This window comes from Streptomyces sp. NPDC037389 (assembly GCF_040636475.1).
Classification (GTDB): domain Bacteria; phylum Actinomycetota; class Actinomycetes; order Streptomycetales; family Streptomycetaceae; genus Streptomyces; species Streptomyces hesseae.
Genome location: NZ_JBEZUS010000002.1, coordinates 644,576 through 665,476, shown reverse-complemented (window position 1 = coordinate 665,476; position 20,901 = coordinate 644,576). Strand labels below are relative to the sequence as shown.

Below are 20,901 nucleotides of genomic sequence, written 5' to 3'. Positions count from 1 at the left end.
GCCTCCTACATAGTGCTCATCTCCTGGAAGAACTGGGCCAGTTCGCCGCCTGTGGCGAAGTCCTCCACTGGCTCTTCGGGAGCCGTGGGAGGAGCCCCGGGGCGGGGGAGGGGATCGGGGGGATCCAGAGTGCTGGCGTTTTCCGAATGTGCTTTCAGGAACAGGTAGTTGCTTAGCTCCATGGCATCGGAGATACGTGCCATGAGGTGATCCTGCGTGGACCACACCGTTGTTTCATCCAAGGCGACCAGGAGCTGTGAACGGCCCGCCTTGTGCGTCAGTGCCTTGATGAGGACGCTGACGCGCCGCAGGGAAAGCCGTCCACGCCACAGGTCCAGCAGATCAACCCCGAAATGCTCCAGGAGATCGGCCTCAAGCTCATCGGAGAGCTCGTGGACTGTGCGGACGGTCTGAATCAGTTTCCCGCGTCGTCAAACCCCTGGGCCGCGGCCACCTTGTCCGCCAGGACCTGAAAGTCACGGATCGTGGCACCACTGTCCTTGTAGGCATCCCACTGAGGGGCGCCCAGGATCAGCTTGACCGCCTCCACCTCGTCCTTGGCCTCAAGCAGGCCGATCGGCATATCAAGGGGATGCGGGATCGTGAACCGGATGTCGCGGTGCTCGATGACCACCGGAGCTTCGGCGGCCTCGGCCCCCTTCGCGGCGGTCTTCGACGGGGACTCGTTCTTGGTAGTTGCAGTAGACAGAAGACCCTCCAGAGGGTTGACGACAGGACGGAGATAAAGAGAGAAGGGTTAGGCGGCCGGGACGAAGCAGGCCTTCGACGTGCCCGTCGGAACGGTGTCCGTGACCTGGAAGCAGGACGCCACGCCGCGGTGGGTCACCTTGATCTCCGCGGTCTTCATGCCCTGCGGGATGGTGACGTCGACGGTGCCGTCCTTCGTGGCCGTCGCCTGGTCCTCGTACCCGGTCTTGTCCGCGCGGAGGAGGGAGACCACCGCCGGCCCGGTCGTGCCGGTCACCGCGACCTTCGCGGTCCACGAGGCCTTCGAGCTGTCGTTGGTAGCGGAGCCCGGCACGGACACAGCCGCCTTGAACGGCTGCTCCGGCTCCACCGGGACGGACGGGCGGCCCAGACCGAGAATGTCGTCCGTGGTCAGCACGTAGCCCAGACCACCCTCGTGATCGAGGGCATCGATGGTGAGCTCGTACTTCTGGTTCTCGGTGCGCTGGAGCTGGATAGCACCCCGGTCGGAGATCATGGCCCGGGGGATGACGCACCGGTAAGGGACGCCCTTCTGGGCCCAGTCGATCACGATGCTGAGCTCGTTCAGCTCCGGCGTCGAGGACAGGTCCAGCCGGTAGGTGCCACTGTTCTTGCCCTCGGCGTCCTTCAGCGGCTTCCACTCCGCACCGAAGAAGAGGCTGGTGGTCAGATCGTTGGTCTCCATCAGCGTGGCCTTGATCTTGAAACTGGCCGACTTGACCGTATACATCACTGGCACAGCGGACTGCCACACATTGACCGGATCTGTCTCAATGGAGGGGGTGATGGTGACCCCGCTCTGATCAATGAATCCGCAATTCCGGTAGCCGGCCGGGGCGGTCTTGCCGTCACCGGCATCGGTCGGCAGCACCGTCGATGACGTGCCCGTACGCGGGGCAGGTGCAAGGTAGATGTTGCCGTTGGGGGCGAAGCGGATCTTGGAAGCGTCGGCCAATGGGGCTCCTTGGGAAAAGACGAAAGCCGAGCACGGACAGGTGCTCGGCTCAGGAAAGGGGGGAAGGGTCAGACGACGAAAAAGACCGCGACCTCGGCGCTGTAGCGGTGCTCACGGCTGACGGCGTCAGGGTCGTACCGGGGCGCGGAGATTTCTCCGACGTCCAGGACCTCCGCGCCACCAATCACCAGGCCGGGCAGCTCCTCAAGGAGCGCCTCACGGCAGCGGTAGGCCAGGTCCACCGCGGCCTTGCGGTCCTCGTGGTAGATGTCAACGGTGATGTCAGCGCGGTCGAGGCGGTCACGGACGATGCGGAACCCGCCGCTGTGCTCAAGGTAGATCATGGGCTCGCCGGCCTGGTGGCCGACGTGATCACCCGTGACGTACTGCGCGGACAGCCCGGGGACGGCGCGGAGGAACTCGACGACGACCGTGACGGGGTCTTGTTTCACTCGATCCTTTCCTTCTCCAGGGCCCGCTTGAGGAACCAGCGCCCCGCGTGCGCACGGCCCTTGCGGTCCTTCCAACCCCGCTCCTGCAACATCGCGTGCCGCATCCGCCGGTCCTCCTCAACGAGAACCAGGCCGTACCAGCCGTAGCGGTCCAGGGCCAGACGCGCCCGAATGTGGTCGGGAACGGAGTTCCAGTGGTCCTTTGTCGGCTTCTTGGGGCGGGGTGCCGCCGCGGCGGCCACTTCGGTGAGCTTGACCGTGTGCAGCTCGACCAGGTCCCGCATCTGGGGAGAGAGGAAGATGCCCCGCTCCCACTCAGGCGTCAGCCGCAACGTGAACTTGCTCAACTCACCACCCTCCACGCACGGATACGGACATGACGAAGAGAACCCTGCGTCCAGCGGGCGGGCTCGCCATCGACCTCGTAGGTCAGACCCCGCCAGACGACGCGGTCGGCAGAATCGACGTCCGCCTCTGTGGGCAGGAAAATGATCAGCCGCTCCTGTGCGGTCTCCCGGGCTGGTGAACGGACCTCGAAGGCCCGGTCCGGCTGGACGCTGGCCCGCCCGGACCACACCGTCACCGACTGCTGCCAGTCGCGGTGATTGGTGTAGGCGGTCGCGGTCAGCGGCGCCCGGCGTACTTCGACGGAATCGTTGAAGAGCGTCGTGCGCCCCTCAGACCCGGTACAGGCCGATGGACCCGAAACGCCGCCGGAAGGGACGAAGGCCCCCTTGAGCAGCGGCGGAAAGCGTCTGAGTGCCAGCGGTTCCCCACTGGACTTCCATGTCGCCGACCTTCTCGGCGACGATGCCGGGCTGCACGGCCAGCCACCGGATCACCTCGCCACAGATCACGGCGCGGATGGCCGGCGAGCCTTCGCGGTACCGGCTGCCGCAGTAGCCCTGCACGAGCGCGGTGACGTCGTTGAGGAATGCCTGCACCCGTGGTCGCTCATCCTCGGCGAGGGGACGGCCCAGCCGGGCTGTGACGTCTTCGAGGGACACCCACGTCATTACGAGCCCGCCCCGGCCGGCTTCTCCGTGATCGCGATCTTCAGACCACGCACGAAGCTCTCGCCGATGCCGACGCCACGAACCGAGTAGTCCGGATCCTCCTTGACGGTGGACAGGCCATACATCGTGTCCAGGCCGATCGTGTCCGCCTTCTTCGCGTAGTCGTAATCGACCAGCATGCGGGTGGCGATTCCATTGATGTTCTGGATGCTGCCGTTCACCGCGCCCATCGGGATAGCAGGGCAGGCGGAGACCAGGATCATCGCCGACTTGTGGAACAGGTACGCCTCAAGACCGAACGAGTTGTGGATCACGATGTCGAAGCCGTAGATACGGCCGACGATCGCCCGGCGAAGCGCATTCGTGTCGCCGGAGTAGTCGACAGCGACGAATTCGGGGTCCTTGAGCAGGATCGCCTCTACCTCGGGGCCGGCGATCAGATACCGCTCCGAAACGGGGACATTGGCCAGGTTCATCGCCATGCGGGCATCGACGAGCGCGGTACGTAGCCCGAGGGCGCGCGTCTTCATGTTCTCGGCAGTGCCGTCTGCGGCCGGGATGGTGACCGCGACGTCGCCGCCCACGGCCTTCTTGGCCGCCGCGCTGAGACCGGCGCGGGTGATGTTGTTCTTGATGAAGTCGGCGGTAGTGTCGTCGAAGTACTCGGCGAATCCGCGGGTGAGCTTGCTCAGAACCTGAGAGCCGAACTGCCGCAGATCGAAAGCCACCTGCTCCATACTGAGCGTGGTCGCATTCTGGGCCAGCGTCGACAGCTGCACCGGGAACCGGGACTCACGAATGAAGCCCTGCGGGGCCAGGCGGGGATCACTGGGGAGAGGGCGGTCCGAGGACGCGGCAAGGCGGTCCTTGTCGCCCTTGATCGGGTTCTGGATCGGAGCCGTGATCCCGGCGGCTGTCACGGGAATTCCCCGGGACTCCCGGTTGACGTTGATGACGTCACCAAGGCCGCCGGTGAAATTCAGCTCCGAGTAGCGGGCGGGGATGCCGCCAAGCGTTAGCTGGCGGTCGAGCAGCCCGAGGGCCGCGATCGTCGTCTGCGCCGGGTCAAGATTGAAATGATGAGTGGTGAGAGCCAAGGGCTAACCTCCAAAGAGCATGAAAAAAGCCCCTCGGACCTCCGAAGGACTCTTATGGAAAGGGGAGTTGAAGGATTAGCTGCGCTTGCGGCCCTCGATCAGGTCGGCGAGCTCCACCGGGTCCATCGTGGTTGGCATGGGACTGGTGCCGGGCCGGTATTCCGTGACTGCCGCCAGGTCGAAGCCCCGAATCTTGGTCGACGGCTTCGGCAGCGACTCGACGAATGCCGAAATCGTGTCCTGGTCCGGCCGGCCGTCCTCACCGAGGAAGCTCGGCAGGTCCAGGTGACCGGGCACCGCGACACCAGCGGCGGCGGCCGATGCGCGTAGCTCGGCTTCGACCAGGGCAGTGCCCATCTCTGCGAGAGCGGCGGTGCGGGCCTTTTCCTGGGCCTGCTCCAGCTCCCGTGACGTCTCCTGCCACCGCTGCTCGTGCTCCTGGCTCAGCTGCTTCCAGTGCTCCAGTTCTGCCGACAGATCCGGCGCCGGGGTGACTGGTGCAGGCGCCGGAGCGTCATCCGGGGCAGGGGGGTTCGTCTTCTCGTCCATCACCACTCCGTCTACTTCTGTTCGTGAATCTTGCGGCTGACGTTCCCGGAATTGCCCTGCGGTGGCTTCGCGGCTATCTGAGCCGCCTTGGCCCCTTCAGCTGTACCCGGATGGTCAGGCTGAGGGCCAAGTTTCTGCACTTCCGCAGCGGCCTTGGCGTCTTCCTTCCGCATCGCGCGAAACGTCGAAATCTGTGAAGGCGTATAGCCCGCGTCGCTCCACAGCTGCTCCTCCGGAACGTTGAGCTGCTTCAACTTCAGTAGCGCATCAATGTGCTGTGCTTCCGTCCGGTACTCTGGGTCACGCCACACCGTTTCCATGGAGAAAGCCTCTGCCCGTTTGTCGCCCTCCCACGCGAAGCACAATCGGATGACTTTTTCCCATGCTTCGCCGAAATGCAGCATCCGTTCGCGGACCTTGGCGACAAGGCCAGCCTCTGCACTGATGATCGCCTCACCAGACGGAGCGGTGCCCCCGTTGACGAGAAAATAGTGGCTCGGGGTCCGGGACAGGGAACTCATGTGCTGGAGAAGTAGCCCGACGAGATCACAGTAATTGCTGAGACTCGCGGCTTCGAACTGGCCGAATTTAGCGGCCGGGTCTTCCGCCTGCAAGAGCTTGTCGACAGCCACCTTGAAAGGCTCTACTGGGTTGCCCTCCGCGTCCTCGACGATTTCAAGTCCAGTGACATAGCGCTGAGGAAAAGCTGCGAACTCTGATGCGGTGAGCGCGTCTGAGACGGTCTTGTTGATCGCGTCCTGGATGGGGATGACGTTGGTGAGATCAGAATACGGTTCACCGGCAAGCCGAGAGCGGTTGTGGAAGGGAACAACGGGGACGACTCCGAGAGGGTTGGGGCGGCGACTGCCGTTCTCCCATTCAGTTGTTCCGGCCTTGACCTCGTACACATAGGCCTCGGTCCACAGCGTTGCGGACGGGCGGCCCCACGAGTCCGTGAAGAATAGCGCCGCGGCCTCTAGTTCCGTCTGGCTACCCGCCTTGTACTCAACCACCATGTTCTCACCAGACCGGGGCGTGATTCGCACCTTCCCGTCGTCCCCCAGCCAAACGAGCACATAGGCCCTGCCCTGTAGCATCGCATCCAGGTGCACAGCATTGGACAGGACATCAAGGCTGTTGCGCTGCCAGAACTCCCGGGCGTCAGTGTCGAATCCTGGGGAGTCCGGCAGGCGGAAACCTTCGACGACCATGCGCTCAGTTGCAGAGTCGATGATCAGCCCGCAGAAGTTATCCCGCCAGGTCTCGAAGACCTCTCGGAACTCGGCCTTGTAGCGAGCCTGGGAGAAGGCAAGACGCTGATGGTCGCCCTCGTAATACTTGGCATAGCGCCACATGTCCGGGAGCTGATTCGTCAGCTTCCCGTGAAGATAAGCAAGCCAGTCGACCGGTGTCTCCGGCGGACCGGCAGCTGTATAGCCATTCGGCGGGACAATCAGCGGCGCCTCCCCGGGTAGTTCCTTGGTTTGGTGCCCGCCCCCGGAGTCGAACCGGGAACATCACGGGTCTGAGCCGTGCGCCTCGTACCAGTTGGGCTAGGCGGGCGGGAGAGGGGGCTGCACGGGCTTTCGACCCCGTTCGGCTGACGCCCATGCGGGCGCCGGTTACTAATGGGCGGTACAGCCCCCTCGGGATGCTGGCCTCACGTCGGTCCGACGATCACCCGGTAACCGCGCAGGTGCACGGCAGCACGGGCCAGCGTGCGCAGGCCGACCGGGGAGCAACACTCACCCGGCTGGCCCGGTCTTGGGGAGAAGGGGAATCAGAAGCCGACAACCCGCCGGCGCTGGATACGAAGCCTGCCGTCCGCGATGGCGTCGGCTCGTGCCTCGAAAGCGAGGATCGCGCACACGGCCAAGTCGATCTTTTTCTTCGAGCGAGGAGAGTCCTTCGTGATCAGGGTTCCCTGCGGGACTTCACGCGTCACGGCGTTCAGACAGTGGCGTGTCAGGTCGGGGTCGCCATCGTGTTTGAGGTCGCCGACCACCACGGCGGAATGGAAGCGTTCAGTTGCTTCGCACATCCGCGTGGGCTTGGAAGTCCAATACTCGTAAACCCGGTCATCTCCGTACTCCAGGGCCCACCTGCCTAGGGCCTCCTGCCAGTACGGCGGGTCACCGTAGAACCATTCAACTCGATAGGTCTCGAAGGCCTTCTTGACGGAGGCCTCGACCGCGAGGACGTCAACCTCCCAGTCCGGCTGTTTTGGATCTCGCGGATTCTCCTGGAGGTGGAGGACGAAAAGCTTGCCGTCCCGGAGGCGGACGCCGCAGATTGCTGTGCTGTCTCCGCGGATGCTCCCGTCAAACCCGATCGCGATCTGGTCGCCAGGGAGGATCGGATCCTCGTCGTGGAAGCATGCGTCCCACTCGGACTTGACCAACCAGCCGTCCGCGTTCTCCTGGATGTTGTTCAAGTAGAAGCGGTAGGCGACGGCCGCGCTGGTGCGCGGGTCCATGACTGCGGCGACGATGCCGTCGACGTCGACCCAGTGCGAATCGCCGTAGGCGTCGATGACTGCCGCGCGAACAGCGGCTTCGTCCTTGAGGTCGATGTCCCGAACCGCCTCACGGCAGTCGTACAGGAGCCCCTTGGCCCCCAGCTCCATCGCGGCCTCGTAGGTCCGCTGGGCAATCGAGTCTTCCAGGGGGTTGAAGGCGTTGGTCGTCTCGATCAGTCGGGAGCCTGCGCCAGCTGTCTTTTGGACATTCCGGTCCAAAGTCTCCCAGACATATACACCCTGGTTGTTTTCAACCCAATGGTGGACCTCGTCGCATAGGACTAAGCGGCACCGCGCCGGCCCCGGCAGGAACGTTTCTGCCGGGGCCGGGCAAAGGTGGGCCTCGCCCCCTCAAGACCACGAGAGGACGAGGTCACGGGCTCGATACGGCCAGGGCGACCGTCCTTGAACTGGATCAGGCCCTTGCCGATGTCCAGGTTGAATTCCCGCTCGGCAGGCGACTCGGCGAGCATGCCGCGGATCATGTCCCTCGTGTTGGCCGTCTGATCGAGCGACGTGGCAGCGATCTGCACCAGCGGCAGCGGCACCCGCTTGCCCACCGGAAGACCATCCTCATCGAAGTGGGAGAAGCGGGCCGGGCCGATGAACTCCACGATGGCCAGGGCCGCGAGAAGAGGTGTCTTGCCCCAGCCTTTCGCGCGGCGAAGCGCGGCAGACCGGTACAACCACCTCCCGTTCTCGTCGATGCTGTACATCCACAAGACGAAGCGCAACTGTTCCGGGCTGAATCGCCAGGGCTGGCCGGCGTTCTCGCCGTCCGGCTGGACGATGTACTTCTGGGCCCACCGGATGATGCCGTACCCAAGGCTCCGCGAAGGGTGGGGGACACCGGGCGGCATGTTTCCCGTCAGGGGCAACCCCTCACCCCCTTCGGGCTACTCGATGTCGTCGTCCAAGAATTCCGCGAGGCGTGCGGCAGCGTGGGCCGCCGCATCGGCGTCACAGGCCTCGACCATGCGGACCCAACCAGTGGTCTCCTTGGTGCCGCCGAGGAGATCAGGGGAGTGGAAGCCCGGGAAGACGACGAGGGCGTCGGCTTCGCCTGACACATCGCATCGCGTCCCGGCAACAGTCCAAGTCGCTATGGCAGATCCCTTCTACGATTCGGAGAGCATCCTGAACAGCTCCGCGTCCAGGTCCGTCGCCGCCGCTTCCTTGGCGGCCTGGGCGGCTTCCTGCTCCGCCTGCTCGTCGAAGTTCATGCGGAGGCGGGCACGATCCTCGGTGGTCGCACCCCACCGGCCCACCCGCTGGCGGATCTCACCGGCCAGCCGGACGTTGCCCTGGTAGAACTCGTCGACTAGGCGGGTGGTGATCTCCAGCTCGGCCCAGTCCGTCTCAAGCCAGTGCTGTGTCTGCGGGGCGCTTGACCAGGTCCTCCAGAAGCGTTTCGCCCCGCCGGTCTGGATGCCGAGGGTTTTCGGGAGGGCGCGGCCTTCGCCGGCCGTGGGCGTCAGCTCGTGTTCACCCAGGGCGTGGCTGGTGTTCCGGCGGCGGGCGTTCGGGTTCGGGGCCGGGCCACGGCGAGACGGCATCTGATCACCCCCTCGTTGGAATCACTGGCAGGCCGATGGTCTGAAAAGCGGCGCCGGGAAGGGCGCCCGAACGGTAGGGTTTCGCAGGGCAGTCCGAAATGGCGTGGCTGGCCAAGGTTCCGGACCCAACCGTTCGCGGAAAAGGGATTACGGCCGGGACCGCCATGCGCCTCTGAGGCGAAATCTCGGAGGACGGCAGGGCCCCGCCTTTTCGGGCGGGGCTCCTGCTATGCCCGGTCCTCGAAGTACGTCTTGCGGTAGTGGCACTCTCGGCAGAGCACCCACAGGTTGGACAGCTCCCACGTGCCTCCACGGGAGACGGGGACCCGGTGGTCAACCGCGAGGTGCTCCCGGGAGCCGCAGCGCTGGCAGGTGAAGCGGTCGCGGGCGAGGACTGCGGCCCTGCGCTTGTGGGCGTCACCAGGGCGGTTGCGGTTCCTCGCGGAGGTCTTCCAGGTCCGTTTGGGCGGTGCGTGTGTCTCGCACCGGCCGGCGCGTACCGTCACGGAAGTGCAGCCCACAGACATGCAGATCGATTTGGCTCGGGGCATCGTGACCTCCCTTCCGTGACGTGGTGAGTCGGCGGGATTCGAACCCGCTCTTCCGTCCGGTACTCACCCCCGCTGGGGGTTTTCTGAGACGCGCGTGCACGCCGGACACTGCGACTCCAGACGGGAGCTACCCGCCCTTGGGCCACTCCGGGGATCAGCCGGGGTGGATCGAATAGGGGCCCCGGCTGGTTGCTGATCTGGCAGCCGGGGCCTTGGGCCTTCTCGGATCTCAACTGAGAAAATTGGTATTCAGGAGATCTACAGGAAGGAAATTTATTTTCTCTCTTGGATCTTTTCTCACTAAGTATGTAGGTGTCATGTACGTCCAGGATCACCCTCAAAGTTCAAAATGAGACGCAGGCCACAAAGAGACTTACCGGCCGGTAAAGTTGAAAGTTGTCGTGAGACCGCCCGGCTGATAGCGTCCGGGCTGTTCTGCGGCGACCCTGGAAGCGGGTGGTCCCTCGAACCCCCGAACCTGCTGGAAAGGTCGCCATGACCAAGCTGCCCCCAGACGCGGAGCTGACGAAGCTCTTCCACCTCGGTGTGAGTGAGCAGGAGATCGCGACGCGCTATCGCGCGTCTCAGCAGGGCGTGAACAGACGTATGAAGAAGATGGGGCTGATCCGTACGCCGCTGTTCAACCGGCGCATCAACGCGCTGCTGGGCGGCATTTGGGACGTGAAGACCGACAGGACCGGCGGGGACACGCACCACAACGCCTACGCCATCCGCTACCTGAAGGTCTACCTGCGGCTTCGGCTCGGTGACGAGACGGTGAGCCCCACTGAGCGGAAGAAAGCTGACCGGCTGATCCGCAGCCTGGTGCGGGAGAACGAGGTCATCCACTACGACCCGACGAATGCTGATGGCTGGGTCTACCCGCCCCGGCTGCCGTCAGACGGCCGGCGGGTCCTGCGCTGGCCCGAAGGGGTGCCGTTGCCGGAGGAGGAAGACCTCTTGCGCGCCATGGACCTGCCCGAGGAGACACCGGAGGGGCCATCCGCCTGAGAGGGCGTCCGAGGCCCGGGAGTGAAGACAGCCCGGCATGCCCTTCAAGGGGCGTGCCGGGCTGTGTCTGTCTGCGGCAAGGTCAGGCGGTATCAGGGCTGTCGTCGACGGGGGTTGCCGGGACGACCATGAAGCGGAGTGACTGGTCGGCCATGGGCGTGAAGCACAGGAAGGTTGTTTCGAAGATCTGGTCTCCCTGGCCGGGGAGGTAGGCGCGGCGGCGGTGGCCGTCGGGGTGGTGCACCGCGGTCAGGTCTGTCTCCAGGATGCGGCGTGCGTGCCCCGGGTCGCGTTCCTTGATCTCCGCGACGACCTCGGCCAGGCGCTGGTGGCCCGGGTCGGCCTCGGCCCGCATGCGCAGCTGTGCGGCCATGGGCTTGGCCCAGGAGTTTTCCCAGTCGATCAGCTGCATGCGTGCTTCGGGGTAGGCCAGGGCCCAGACCATGACGTTGACCCCGTGGCGCATCCACGGCCACTCACGGCCGGCCGCCTTGTTGTAGGTGACGACGTCCCAGGCGTAATCCGATATGTACGCGGTCTGCTGTTGTTGCTGGACGAGGTCTTCCGTGGCGGAGTCGAGGAGGCTGGCGTCCGGGCGGCACCGGCGGGGAGGCTCCTGCCCGAGGCCGTAGACGTAAAGGCTGTGCCGCTGGCCCTCGGTCAGGGCCAGGGCGCGGACGACCGTCTCGATCCAGTCGGCCGAGGGCGCGTGGCGCCCGGTCTCCAGCTGCCGGACCCATCCCTCCGAGACGCCCGTCAGGGCACCGAGGTCCTTCTGCGTGATACCGAACCCGGCGTTCCGGTTGGTTCTGGCGACGAGGCCGGGAACCGCCAGGGGCTCACACGAGGCGCGCAGGTCGCGCACGAGGAGCGCAAATCGCATGAGGTCGGACAAGGTCGTACCCACCACCCTTAAGTAAATGAATCGCAAAAAAAGCAGGTGTCTGGCGGTAACCGTATCCCCTCTCTGGTGCCACGTGTGCACATTTCAGACGCTCTCAAATCCCCCAAAAATGGACAAAGATCCACTTCTCGGGGCCGGAATCCGGCCATCCGGTACCGAAACTCACAGTGTCGGTTTCGATCCCATGATCGAAAAGAGTGCGAACGCCGCGCCAAGCCGAGGCAAAGTAGTGCCCACGAGCAAACCGGACGCGCTGTTTCGGAAGCGCGTCCGCATGCCCCCCCCACTGAGAGGTCTTCCCGTGAGTCGTAGCGTCTTCGTCACCGGTGGCAACCGAGGTATCGGTCTGGCCGTCGCCCGCGCCTTCGCCGAGGTCGGCGAGAAGGTCGCCTTCACCTACCGCACCGGCGAGCCCCCGGCCGAGCTCCTGGAGCTGGGCTGCCTCGCCGTCAAGTGCGACATCACCGACCCCGAGCAGGTCGAGCAGGCGTACAAGGAGATCGAGGCGGCCCACGGCCCCGTCGAGGTCCTGGTGGCCAACGCAGGGATCACCCGCGACGGGCTCCTGATGCGGATGTCGGAAGACGACTTCACCAGCGTGGTGGACACCAACCTCACCAGCGCCTACCGGGTCGCCAAGCGCGCCTCGCGCGGCATGCTCCGCGCCCGCTCCGGCCGGATGATCTTCATAGCCTCCGCCGTCGCCATGCTCGGCGAGGCCGGGCAGTCCAACTATGCCGCGTCCAAGGCCGGCCTGATCGGCTTCTCCCGCTCCCTCGCCCGTGAGCTGGGCTCCCGCAACATCACGTGCAACGTGGTGGCGCCCGGCCTGGTCGACACCGACATGTCCGCGGTGCTGACCGAGGAGCGCAAGGCCGCCATGACCGGGCAGATCCCCCTCGGCCGCATGGGCCGCCCCGAGGAAATTGCCTCGGCAGTCCTCTTTCTCGCCGGAGCGGAGGCAACCTATGTCACTGGTGCAGTTATCCCCGTCGACGGCGGCGTCGGCATGGGCCACTGACCCCACTCTCCAAGCCCGGTGCCGACAGGGGCACCGGGCAGCCTTTTACCCCTCGGGTTGTTGTGAGACCGCCTTGGAGCAGGACCCACCTGTTCGGGGCATTACATGAGGAGACTCCCGCATGACTCTGGCCTGCGCTATGGCGTCGGCTTCGCCGCATGTGATCAAGAGTCTCGTGCATACCGTCAACGACACCTCCCTGACGGACTCGCCGGCCTACCTCCTGATCGGCGCTGGCGTCATGGTGTCCAGGCTCGTGGGCAAGGGCCTCACCTATTACCACCTGGTCGTCACCGACCGCGCCACGCCGTCCTGCGAAAAGGCCGTCGAACGGGCCTTCATGAAGGAGGGGCTGGCGCGCTGGCGTGACTGCGTGATCGAGATCCTCCACATGCCCCGACCCAACCGCCACTTCCCCGGCAGCAAGGAGAGCACCCTGTACGTCATCCACCCCGAGGCGGCGCGATGAGCATCGAAACCCAGCCGCGCTCGGTCTCCCAGACCCAGCAGTACGAGGAGTGCGCATGGCGCTTCTACCTCCAGCGCGTCGAACGCGTCGTGCCGCGCCCGGCCGCCTGGTCGCACCACGGCACCGCGTTCCATGCGGCGGCCGAAGCCGTCGAACGCTCCGGCCGGACCATGGCGGCGGAAGAAGCGGTGACCCTCTTCTCCGAGCACTACAGCGCCGCGGTGAACGCCTCGCTGGACGCGGAGCCCGATACGGACCGCTGGCTCGCCGCCGGTGTCACCCCGGCCGAGGACATCGAACGCCGATACCGCCTGGGCCAGGAGCAGACGGCCCACTATGTTGCCTGGTCCCGGGAGCATCAGCCGGAAATCTGGGTGACCCCCAGCGGCCAGCCGGCCCTGGAACTCGCCTTCCAAGTCGAGCTGGGCGGCGTGCGCGTTCGCGGCTTCATCGACCAGGTCACCGTCGAGACCGACGGCACACTCAGGATCCGCGACCTCAAGACCGGCAGCACCAAGAGCCGCTTCCAGCTTGAGACATACGGGGTCGCGGTCGAGCGGGCCTATGACGTCCCCGTCGGCTGTGGGGACTGGTACCTCGCCAAGGGCGGGCGGCTGTCGCGGCCCGTCGCCTTGGACGGTGTCACCGAAGAATCCGTTGGCGAGCGGTTCGCGGCCATGGACGCCGGAGTGAAGCGGGGCGACTTCCCGGCCCGCCCCGGATTCTCCTGCCGGTTCTGTGACGTGTCCCACGCGTGTTCGGCTAAGTAAAAAGTTGTTGTGAGACCGCAGCTGGCGTAGTGTCGGCCACCCGTCGAAGGCGGGATTCTTTTTTGACTAGAAAGTTGTTGTGAGACCGCATGTTCAGTCACTTCTTCCACCGCAACGACGGTGAGAACTTCGAGATCAGCATCATTCGTGACGAGGAAGGTAACCCCTGGTTCGTAGCCTCTGGACTGGCGAAGGCCCTCGGATACCGAGACGCGGCAAACATGACGCGCCGACTGGACGCGGATGAGAGGGGTACTCGTTCAGTGAGTACCCCTGGTGGGCGGCAGACGGTGAACGTCGTCAGCGAGCCGGGCCTGTATGTCGCGATACTGAGCAGCAAGGCCGAACACGCTAAGCAGTTCAAGCGGTGGGTCACCCATGAGGTGCTTCCGTCCATCCGCAAGACCGGCGGATACCAGGGTGGTGACGCCATCCAGGCCGCGATGCAGCAGCTCGTAGCCGACCCGGCGGCCGGCCTCATGCGCATGGCCGAACTCACCAAGCGGGCCGAGACGGCTGAAGCCAAGGTGAAGGAACTCTCCCCGCTGGCCGCGGCCTTCCAGGAGTTCGCCGACACTGCGGACACGGCATCGTGCCGCGACGTCGCCCGGCTCCTGGACATGCGCGAGCGACGGTTCACCACGCTCCTCCGCGAGTGGGAGTGGATGGAGAAGCTGGGAACGGCCGCCACCGCCAAGGCTCGCGAAGGCGGCTGGATGGCCAACCGGGTTGTTGAGGCCAAGTACGGTGCGCGCCCGGTCCAGGGCCGCATCACCGCCAAGGGCTTCGAGACCATCGTCCGGAAGATCGGCGCCTGATGTACTCGCTCAGCCAATCGATAAGAATGAAGGGGGCAGCCGGCGAACCCCTACCATCGCCTTTCAAAGGCCTCGCCAAGCTGGAGGTCGAGCTCCGGCGCGGAGAACTCTCCGTGGCCGTGGCGGCAGCCGGAACCGGGAAATCGGTCTTCGCCCTCAATGAAACCGTTCAGAGCAACGTGCCAACGCTGTATTTCTCCGCTGACTCCACTGCCGCAACCCAGCTCGTCAGGGCGACAGCCATCCTCACCGGCGACGACGCCAGAGAGGTCAAGGCGAAACTCCACGAGGGCAAGTTCGCCGAATACGAATCCGTCCTTGCCAAGCGCTGGTGGCAGCGCTTCAACTACAGCGCCCGCCCAACGCCCGCAGAGATCGAACTCCATCTTGCTTCCTACAAGGAGGTGTTCGGCATCTACCCGCACCTCATCGTCATCGACAACCTCACAAATATCGACGCCGGGGCAGCGGACAGCGCCGAAAGCTACACCTTTGGCCTGGAAGGGCTCTGTGACTATTTGTCGGAGATGGCCCGCGAGACACACGCCCACGTGATGGCCACGCACCATGTCATCGGCGAGTACTCCGATGGCCTCAAACCCATCCCGCAGTCCGGCATCAAGGGGAAGATCTCACGAGTCCCCTCCCTGATCCTCACCATCCACAAGGAAGTTGACGGTATGGACGGAAGGACCCTCCACATCAGCCCTGTGAAGAACCGCGAAGGCTTCGAGGACTCCAGCGGAGAGACCTACGCCTCGTTCAACTTCAACACACGCAACGTCCGCCTGACCGACGCCGAAAACTACGCAACAGCCTTTTAATTTACCTAAAAAGTTGTGGTGAGACCGTTTTTATGTGTAAGATCGGAAAGTGAGGGTGAAGAACTCCTCACGCAACAGCCGTCGACTCTGCGGCAGATGTCAACGCCGCCGCGCAGAACGGTTCTTCACCTCCCCGCGCGGCAGAATCTGCACCGCGTGCCGAAAGGTAGCGCGAAGCCGGGCCAGCCATGAGACCCGCGTGCAGGCAACCTACGGACTCCTGCCCGGCGAGTACGAGCAGTTGTTCCAGCTCCAGCAAGGACGCTGCGCCATCTGCGGCGGAACCAGAAAGCAACGCCTTTCCGTCGACCACTGCCACACGACCGGGCTCGTAAGAGGGCTGCTGTGCCGCATGTGCAACGGACGGTTGCTGACTGCGGCGAAGGACCGCCCGGACGTCCTCCGGGCCGCAGCCGACTACCTCGAAAACCCGCCCGCTCAACGCCACATAGGGCTGCGCTACCACCAGGACAAGAAACCGAAGTGAAACACCCTCGACCCAAGAGTTGATGTGAGACCGGAGGCTCGTCGTGAGGACACCGTATAAGCCCCCCATCGTCGCTGTCCTGACCCGCTACTACCCCCACTGGCAACCGCCCGCGCAGCGTGGTGGGTGGACCAAGTGCCTGTGCCCGTTCCATGACGAGAGAACCCCGTCCGCATCCATCAACTTTGAGAAAAACCGAGTCCACTGCTTCGCCTGTGATCTGTCCCTGGACTCGATCGACGTCATCCAGAAAGAAGAGGGGGTGAAGTTCATTGAAGCAACACGCCTCGCCGAAAGCCGATTTGGTGGTAGCAGCCAAGCGCTATCACAGCCGGTACGAGGAGAGCCCAGCCGAACCATACATAGTCAACCGCGGTTTGGGGTCCGTGGCCGACAGGTTCAAACTCGGCTTCGTTTCCGAGCCGATCACGGGACATGACCAGTACCGGGGCCGCCTGGCAATTCCCTACCTGAGACCGGCCGGCGGAGACAGCGCCGTCGCCACCATCCGCTTCCGTTGCATCGCGGACGCCTGCGTCAAGAACCCGGACGGCAGCTATCGCGCCCCTCATGAAGAGGATCACGAAGGCCACCCCAAATATCTGGGAATCCCGGGGCACCCTCCGCACCTGTTCAACACGTGGGCCCTGATTCACCCCAGCCATCACGTGGGCCTGGCCGAAGGGGAGTTTGACGCGATGGCCTCCGAGGTCGCCGGAGTCCCTGCCGTCGCCGTCCCGGGAGTGTCGAGCTGGAAGGACCACTTCACCCCTGCCTTCGCGGGCTTTAGAGCCGTCTTTTCGCTCGGGGACGGTGACCACGCCGGGCGCCAGTTCAATGAAAAGAACTGTGAACGGCTCTCAAACGCCGTGCCCATCGACCTTGGGGACAAGCGCGACGTCAACCGCTTCATCCTCGACTTCGGACATGAGGCATACCGAACAAAGCTGGGAGTTTAGTGACACGAAAGTTCAAGGAAGGTGACGAGGTCGTCATCACAGGGGTACCGGGGCAAGAGGCGTCCTGGCTGTACAACGGCAAGCGAGGAGTCGTCTATGCCGTTCACACAGGCTCGCGCTACCCGAACGAAGTGAAAATCCCAAGCCACGGGCTTGTGTGCTTCAGCGACAACGAACTAGCCCACACCGAAGAGAACCCGGGCAGACGCCATCTCGCCGAATCGCCAGGATTCCCGCACGGGATCGACACCGCCGCAGCCCAATCCATCATGAAATACGCGGTAACCGGCCAGGAACAGATAGAAAGCCTCGACATCAGCGCGACGATTGAACACCTCGAAAACGTCAAGCAGTACATCGAAGTTCGGATCCAGCGTCTGAGGGAGGCTATGTGAGCATCATGGAAATCGTGGTCGTCCCTGACGTCCAATACCCGCTGCACGACGCCCGAGCCGTCCGAAACCTCTGGCACTACATCCACGTGACGCAGCCGGCCGGGGTACTGATCATCGGTGACTTCATGGACTACCCGGCCCCGAGCCGCTGGTCCAAGGACACACGCGCTGAGTTCGAGGGCGACGTTTTCCGGGAGTCCGAGGGCGGCAAGGCCCTGCTGACAGACCTTCGTGAGGGCTACAGCGGCCCGATCAAGTTCGTGGTCGGCAACCACGACGCGAGACCCGCGGACTACCTCCGCAAGTACGCGCCAGCACTGGCTTCGACGCGGGCCTTCGACGTCGATGTCCTTCTCGGCTTCGAGGAGTTGGGTATCGAGGTCCTGCCACCCTTCAGCGAAGTCGCACCCGGATGGGTAGCCATGCACGGACACGAGCTTCGCGGCCTGAACACCATCCCGGGCCGCACGGCCGCGGCGAAGGTGAAGAAGCTGGACGGCAGCGTCGTCATGGGGCACACGCACAAACTCGCCGTCTCCCCGGAAACCGTCGGCGTCGGCAAGAACCGCCGGACGCTCTTCGGCTTCGAAGTCGGGCACCTCATGGCGGAGAGCAAGGCCCAATACCTGTCCGCTGGCGTCGTCAACTGGCAAAAAGGCTTCGGCCGGCTCCTGGTCAGCCAGCACTCCGCCGTACCCGTACCCGTCTACGTCGAACGGGACAGCTCCTTCGTCGTCGACGGAACCCGGTACGGGGCCATCAAGCGCAACAGCCGTGGGCACTTCGTCCGCAGAGAGGATCTCACTAGTGCAGCCTAAGACCGTCGAGCTCGACTGGGCATACCTCTCCGGCCTCGCCGATAAGGTCGCATACTCCATCGCACAAAAGTGGAGCGTCGTCGAAAAGGACGACGTGAAGCAGGAAATCCTGACGCACGCCTACGAGCAGCGGCCAGCGATCGAAGCCAACTACGAGAGCGAAGACATCCTCTGGAATATCTTCCAGAAGGCCGGAACGCAGTACGCGAGCCGGGAGCGCAACTACCGCGATTTGATTGACGATCAGTACTACTACACCCCGGACGAAGCCAAGGCTGCGCTGAGGTCCTTCATGTACACGGACGACGAGCTCGCGGAAATGATGGGCAAGAAGGATGACCTTCTCCAGGCTCGCGTCACAGACAACATGATCTCGGCGCGGATCGACGCCACGGCCTCCATGAAGAAGCTCAGCACCAGGTACCAGCAGCTCCTGATGCGACGGTTCGTCTACGGCCTCCCCGTCGCTGACCTGGCCGACCGGAAAGCCCTCTCCCGTGCCGTCGTCGCCCTCTCCCAGCAGATGAACCGCAGCCTCCGTACCCGAGCTGCCTGACAACCGGGACCAGTGACTGATGACTCTTGACGACCCGTTCGCCGACGTCTCCCCGTGGGACGAACCCAGCAGCCGCACCACCATTACCGAGGAGCAGCCCTTGACCACTACCCCCACCACTGAGTCCGCCCCGGCCGGCCGTGCCCCCTTCCAGATCGGCAGCACCCTCAAGGCGTCTTCCGCATTCGACGGCGAGTGGCTGACCCCTCGGGCGTCCGGCGACACGGCGACCGAGGCGGCCCGCCGCATGGCTGAACTGCTGGACGCCATCAAGCAGGAGCGGGTGATGGAGAAGCACGCAGCCGCAGCGGAGTTCATGCGCCAGCAGCACCGCGGTGGTCAGGGCCAGGCCGTGGCTCCGAAGCGCTTCGAGAACGGCAAGGTCGTCCCCGCCGCCCCCAGCGCCGACACCACCGGGTACAGCTGCACTCACGGCCCCCGGACATTCAAGGACGGCGGGAGCTGGGCCGCCTACTTCTGCGGAGGCCGAGGACTCGACAAGCCGCAGCAGTGCCCGCCCCTCTGGCGCCAGAAGGACGGCACCTTCCGCGCTAACTAAGCGCTTTTTATACCCAAAAAGTTGTTGTGAGACCGCACGGTGGGGGCGGGCAGCCGCCCCCACCCACCTGGGAGGTGCATGCGCCTCATCACCCACCCGATCAACGGGCAACAGATCCGCATCCACGTAGTGGAAACCGAGGCAGACCTGCCAGCCTTCGAGGCCTTCGTCCAGGAGCACCGGGAACTGCTGGGCTGGGACACAGAGACCACCGGCCTCGACTGGTGGAACGCCAGCCGCGGATTTCGCTGCCGCCTCGCCCAGTTCGGCACCGCCACCGAGTCCTACGTCCTCCCCGTCGAACTGGGTCCAGCCTTCGAGGCGGCGGCCCGATGGGCACTCCAGACCGCCCGCCGACTCGTCGCCCACAACGGCACCTTCGACATGCACGTAGCTGAGAACTGTCTTGGCGTTCCGCTGGAAGAGCTGGCGCCAAAGAGCTGGGACACCAAGCTGTACGCCCACCTCGTTGACCCCCGGGCCGCCAAGGAAAGCGGGCCAGGCCTCAAGCTCGAAGAGCTTGTTAAGCACTACATATGCGAGACCGTCGCCACGGAGGTCAAGGGCTCCATGGCGGCAATCGCTAAGGAACTCAAAGTAAAAAAGGATGACGTCTGGTCAGCTGTTCCCGTCGACCATCACGGCTACAACCTGTACGCCGGGATGGATCCGGTCCTGACCGTCTGGCTCCTTGAGATTCTCAAACCGAAAGTCCCACATCGCAGCCGGAGACGCGGGCTTATCTCCTGGGAACACCGGCTCGCACACATCACCGCAAAGATCGAACGAACCGGATACCTCCTAGACCAGGCTTACGCGCAGTCCAAGTCTGACGAGCTGCACCAGCAGCAACTGAAATGGGAAGCAGTCGCACGCCTCGAAGGCGTCGACAACGTCAACGCGAACGCACAGATCATCACAGCCCTCCAGGAGCGCGGGATCACGCTCACCAAGAAGACCAAGAAAGGCAACGTATGCGTAGACGATGAGGTACTGACCTCAATCGGAATCCCACTGACCGAGGCCATCATCCAGGCCAAGAAGGCAAAGAAGTGGAAAGCAACCTGGTTTGACCGGGCCCTCGAAGGCCAGGACCAGGACAGCCGCGTCCACGCGACGATCAACAGCTGCCAGGCCCGCAGCGCCCGCATGACCATCACTGGGGCCTTGCCAGCGCAGACGCTCCCGGCCGGCGACTCCTACGTCCGGCACTGCTTCCTCGCCGAGCCGGGCCACGTCACCGTCAGCTCCGACTACGGAAACATGGAGCTCAGAGTATTGGCCGCCTTCAGCGGCGACCCCACCATGTTGAACGCCTTCCATCAGGGCCTAGACCTCCACCAGATCACGGCGGACGCCGCCGGTGTCGACCGCAAGGCCGGAAAGGGCACCAACTTCACCGTCTGCTTCGGCGGCGGATGGCGGGCAATCGTCGAACAGTACGGCGTGGCTGAGGCCGAAGCCAAGAAGGCCGTCAAGGCGTTCTGGGAGACCTACCCCGGAGTGAAGCGATTCGCTGACCGGCTCCAACGCGAGGCCCGCCGCACCGGATTCATCTACACAGGCACCGGCCGACGCATTCCAGTCGACCGCAACCGGGTATACGCCGCCCTCAATTATTTTATTCAGTCCACCAGTCGCGACATTACCGCCCGCGCCCTTATTGAGCTCGACCGAGCCGGATACGCAGAATTTGTTCGTGTCCCGATCCATGACGAGCTCGTATTCAGCTTCCCCGCCGACCAAGCAGAAGAACTAGCCGAGAAGACAGCCCGGATCATGGAAACGGCCATCAACGGACTTCTCATCCCTGTGGACTCAGAGATCGGTGGACGGTCGTGGGGAAGCGTCCTTGACCTCGAAGCAAGCAAGCACTAAAGGAGATTA

The 20,901-nt window shown here is 64.3% G+C and carries 29 protein-coding genes and 2 tRNA genes; 14 read left to right on the top strand and 17 right to left on the bottom strand.

Features of this window, described 5'->3' with window-relative positions; all coding sequences use genetic code 11:
* Positions 1-5: 5 nt before the first annotated feature.
* The 16 genes from AB0E98_RS06615 to AB0E98_RS06540 all read right to left on the bottom strand — a co-directional run bounded on the left by AB0E98_RS06615 (position 6) and on the right by AB0E98_RS06540 (position 9,540).
* On the bottom strand, positions 6-203 hold the full coding sequence (locus AB0E98_RS06615) for a hypothetical protein (RefSeq protein ID WP_361699232.1): 198 nt from the start codon (positions 201-203) through the stop codon (positions 6-8).
* A 212-nt stretch (positions 204-415) separates the two neighbouring features.
* Complete coding sequence (locus AB0E98_RS06610) at positions 416-634, bottom strand: hypothetical protein (protein WP_361699230.1); 219 nt, start codon at positions 632-634, stop codon at positions 416-418.
* Between the two features lie 123 nt (positions 635-757).
* Positions 758-1,684, bottom strand: coding sequence for a hypothetical protein (locus tag AB0E98_RS06605; RefSeq protein ID WP_361699228.1), 927 nt, complete (start codon positions 1,682-1,684; stop codon positions 758-760).
* A gap of 68 nt (positions 1,685-1,752) precedes the next feature.
* A complete protein-coding gene (locus tag AB0E98_RS06600) occupies positions 1,753-2,136 on the bottom strand; it encodes a hypothetical protein (RefSeq protein ID WP_361699226.1) in 384 nt (127 codons plus the stop codon).
* Positions 2,133-2,483 (bottom strand): hypothetical protein, encoded by a 351-nt coding sequence (locus tag AB0E98_RS06595; RefSeq protein ID WP_361699224.1) that lies wholly within the window; start codon positions 2,481-2,483, stop codon positions 2,133-2,135. Before AB0E98_RS06595 ends, AB0E98_RS06600 begins: the two co-directional genes overlap by 4 nt.
* 330 nt (positions 2,484-2,813) lie before the next feature.
* The gene (locus tag AB0E98_RS06590; protein WP_361699222.1) at positions 2,814-3,152 is read right to left on the bottom strand and encodes a hypothetical protein; all 339 of its coding nucleotides are present in this window, start codon (positions 3,150-3,152) and stop codon (positions 2,814-2,816) included.
* On the bottom strand, positions 3,152-4,249 hold the full coding sequence (locus tag AB0E98_RS06585; RefSeq protein WP_361699220.1) for a hypothetical protein: 1,098 nt from the start codon (positions 4,247-4,249) through the stop codon (positions 3,152-3,154). The genes AB0E98_RS06590 and AB0E98_RS06585 overlap by 1 nt, the downstream gene beginning before the upstream one ends.
* A 75-nt stretch (positions 4,250-4,324) precedes the next feature.
* Positions 4,325-4,798 (bottom strand): hypothetical protein, encoded by a 474-nt coding sequence (locus tag AB0E98_RS06580; protein ID WP_361699218.1) that lies wholly within the window; start codon positions 4,796-4,798, stop codon positions 4,325-4,327.
* 11 nt (positions 4,799-4,809) lie between these two features.
* On the bottom strand, positions 4,810-6,252 hold the full coding sequence (locus AB0E98_RS06575) for a phage portal protein (protein WP_361699382.1): 1,443 nt from the start codon (positions 6,250-6,252) through the stop codon (positions 4,810-4,812).
* A gap of 31 nt (positions 6,253-6,283) precedes the next feature.
* Positions 6,284-6,361 (bottom strand) — tRNA-Leu (locus tag AB0E98_RS06570).
* A gap of 217 nt (positions 6,362-6,578) precedes the next feature.
* Complete coding sequence (locus tag AB0E98_RS06565; RefSeq protein WP_361699216.1) at positions 6,579-7,535, bottom strand: hypothetical protein; 957 nt, start codon at positions 7,533-7,535, stop codon at positions 6,579-6,581.
* Between the two features lie 62 nt (positions 7,536-7,597).
* Positions 7,598-8,194, bottom strand: coding sequence for a hypothetical protein (locus AB0E98_RS06560; protein WP_361699214.1), 597 nt, complete (start codon positions 8,192-8,194; stop codon positions 7,598-7,600).
* 18 nt (positions 8,195-8,212) lie between these two features.
* On the bottom strand, positions 8,213-8,386 hold the full coding sequence (locus AB0E98_RS06555) for a hypothetical protein (protein ID WP_361699212.1): 174 nt from the start codon (positions 8,384-8,386) through the stop codon (positions 8,213-8,215).
* A gap of 48 nt (positions 8,387-8,434) precedes the next feature.
* Positions 8,435-8,872 (bottom strand): hypothetical protein, encoded by a 438-nt coding sequence (locus tag AB0E98_RS06550; protein WP_361699210.1) that lies wholly within the window; start codon positions 8,870-8,872, stop codon positions 8,435-8,437.
* Between the two features lie 227 nt (positions 8,873-9,099).
* Positions 9,100-9,378: an HNH endonuclease signature motif containing protein gene (locus AB0E98_RS06545; protein WP_361699208.1), complete on the bottom strand. Its 279-nt coding sequence runs from the start codon at positions 9,376-9,378 to the stop codon at positions 9,100-9,102.
* Between the two features lie 66 nt (positions 9,379-9,444).
* Positions 9,445-9,540 (bottom strand) — tRNA-OTHER (locus tag AB0E98_RS06540).
* A gap of 378 nt (positions 9,541-9,918) precedes the next feature.
* Between AB0E98_RS06540 and AB0E98_RS06535 the strand changes: the two genes are divergently transcribed.
* Entirely contained in the window at positions 9,919-10,434 is a 516-nt protein-coding gene (locus AB0E98_RS06535) for a hypothetical protein (RefSeq protein ID WP_361699206.1), read from the top strand.
* A gap of 82 nt (positions 10,435-10,516) precedes the next feature.
* Here AB0E98_RS06535 and AB0E98_RS06530 read toward each other — a convergent pair whose 3' ends face one another.
* Positions 10,517-11,317 carry a helix-turn-helix domain-containing protein gene (locus AB0E98_RS06530; protein WP_361699204.1) on the bottom strand — a complete coding sequence of 267 codons (801 nt, stop codon included), beginning with the start codon at positions 11,315-11,317 and terminating at the stop codon, positions 10,517-10,519.
* Between the two features lie 322 nt (positions 11,318-11,639).
* On the opposite strand from AB0E98_RS06530, the gene fabG reads away from it, so the two are divergent.
* From fabG to AB0E98_RS06465, 13 genes are all read left to right on the top strand, one after another.
* Positions 11,640-12,359, top strand: coding sequence for a 3-oxoacyl-[acyl-carrier-protein] reductase (gene fabG / locus AB0E98_RS06525; RefSeq protein ID WP_361699202.1), 720 nt, complete (start codon positions 11,640-11,642; stop codon positions 12,357-12,359).
* Positions 12,360-12,480: 121 nt separating this feature from the next.
* A complete protein-coding gene (locus AB0E98_RS06520) occupies positions 12,481-12,828 on the top strand; it encodes a hypothetical protein (protein ID WP_361699200.1) in 348 nt (115 codons plus the stop codon).
* Entirely contained in the window at positions 12,825-13,598 is a 774-nt protein-coding gene (locus AB0E98_RS06515) for a PD-(D/E)XK nuclease family protein (protein WP_361699198.1), read from the top strand. The genes AB0E98_RS06520 and AB0E98_RS06515 overlap by 4 nt, the downstream gene beginning before the upstream one ends.
* Before the next feature lie 89 nt (positions 13,599-13,687).
* Complete coding sequence (locus tag AB0E98_RS06510) at positions 13,688-14,416, top strand: BRO family protein (RefSeq protein WP_361699196.1); 729 nt, start codon at positions 13,688-13,690, stop codon at positions 14,414-14,416.
* Positions 14,416-15,240, top strand: coding sequence for an AAA family ATPase (locus AB0E98_RS06505; RefSeq protein ID WP_361699194.1), 825 nt, complete (start codon positions 14,416-14,418; stop codon positions 15,238-15,240). The genes AB0E98_RS06510 and AB0E98_RS06505 overlap by 1 nt, the downstream gene beginning before the upstream one ends.
* 199 nt (positions 15,241-15,439) lie before the next feature.
* Positions 15,440-15,727 (top strand): endonuclease VII domain-containing protein, encoded by a 288-nt coding sequence (locus tag AB0E98_RS06500; RefSeq protein WP_361699192.1) that lies wholly within the window; start codon positions 15,440-15,442, stop codon positions 15,725-15,727.
* 43 nt (positions 15,728-15,770) lie between these two features.
* Entirely contained in the window at positions 15,771-16,166 is a 396-nt protein-coding gene (locus tag AB0E98_RS06495) for a CHC2 zinc finger domain-containing protein (protein WP_361699190.1), read from the top strand.
* On the top strand, positions 16,114-16,686 hold the full coding sequence (locus AB0E98_RS06490; protein WP_361699188.1) for a toprim domain-containing protein: 573 nt from the start codon (positions 16,114-16,116) through the stop codon (positions 16,684-16,686). The genes AB0E98_RS06495 and AB0E98_RS06490 overlap by 53 nt, the downstream gene beginning before the upstream one ends.
* A complete protein-coding gene (locus AB0E98_RS06485; protein WP_361699186.1) occupies positions 16,686-17,081 on the top strand; it encodes a hypothetical protein in 396 nt (131 codons plus the stop codon). Before AB0E98_RS06490 ends, AB0E98_RS06485 begins: the two co-directional genes overlap by 1 nt.
* Before the next feature lie 5 nt (positions 17,082-17,086).
* Complete coding sequence (locus tag AB0E98_RS06480; protein WP_361699380.1) at positions 17,087-17,899, top strand: metallophosphoesterase; 813 nt, start codon at positions 17,087-17,089, stop codon at positions 17,897-17,899.
* Positions 17,889-18,455: a hypothetical protein gene (locus tag AB0E98_RS06475; RefSeq protein ID WP_361699184.1), complete on the top strand. Its 567-nt coding sequence runs from the start codon at positions 17,889-17,891 to the stop codon at positions 18,453-18,455. Before AB0E98_RS06480 ends, AB0E98_RS06475 begins: the two co-directional genes overlap by 11 nt.
* A 19-nt stretch (positions 18,456-18,474) precedes the next feature.
* On the top strand, positions 18,475-19,014 hold the full coding sequence (locus tag AB0E98_RS06470) for a hypothetical protein (protein WP_361699182.1): 540 nt from the start codon (positions 18,475-18,477) through the stop codon (positions 19,012-19,014).
* A gap of 78 nt (positions 19,015-19,092) precedes the next feature.
* On the top strand, positions 19,093-20,892 hold the full coding sequence (locus AB0E98_RS06465) for a DNA polymerase (protein WP_361699180.1): 1,800 nt from the start codon (positions 19,093-19,095) through the stop codon (positions 20,890-20,892).
* Positions 20,893-20,901: the final 9 nt, after the last annotated feature.